This is a genomic window from Helicobacter labetoulli (assembly GCF_003670275.1).
In the GTDB taxonomy this organism is placed as follows: Bacteria; Campylobacterota; Campylobacteria; order Campylobacterales; family Helicobacteraceae; genus Helicobacter_C; species Helicobacter_C labetoulli.
Window position 1 is genome coordinate 1 of record NZ_QXJF01000041.1, and the last position, 664, is coordinate 664.

The 664-nt window shown below is 38.9% G+C and carries 1 protein-coding gene; it reads right to left on the reverse strand.

The features are described 5' to 3' along the window. The coding region (locus EBF12_RS10980; protein ID WP_121727674.1) for an HD domain-containing protein at positions 1-563 on the reverse strand (563 nt) is incomplete at its 3' end. Positions 564-664 lie beyond the last annotated feature (101 nt).

Sequence of the window (664 nt, forward strand, 5' to 3'; positions counted from 1 at the left end):
CATTTTGCTCCTTTATTCCTAAACAACCTCTCAAACTCCTTTAAGAATCTATGCTCAACATATTGCATGTCTTGTAGCATAGTTTCTTCTTGAATTTGAAAGATAACTTTCTCTCCATAAGGCTCCGCTAATTGTGTCCAATCATAGTTCTCACTATTCATAAGCACAAGTGCCTCAGAAACCATTAATCGCTTATCAGCGATTTTGATTTCCTCTGGCAGTGGCGGAGTTAAGCCGAAAATTTTAGCTGCTTGAAGCAAGCATCTATATTCAGCTTCCCTATATGGAGCTATTTGGGGACTCTTTTTGATGGGTGTTGGAACATCCATACCCATTAAACTCTCGAATATCTCGTGAATGAGAGCCCATTTCTGAAGCTCTTTATTCCCATCAAAGATTCTAACCATAACCAAGCAGTGTTGAGCGACAGAATAGAACCTTTTTGTTTGTCCCCAAAATCTACAAACTCTTGAAAGAGTTTGTGCTATGACTTTAGGGTCAAAGTCTTTTTTCTGCAAGTTGAAGGGATCAATAAGATTCCCACTTGCATTCATCACACGCATATTTGCTCCTTTGTTTTCGGCTTATGTTTTTCAGACATTTTCGTGCCTTCAAACATCTCTTTTGAGATGCCGTTTATGTCCCAAGAGCTAAGGTTTTGGTT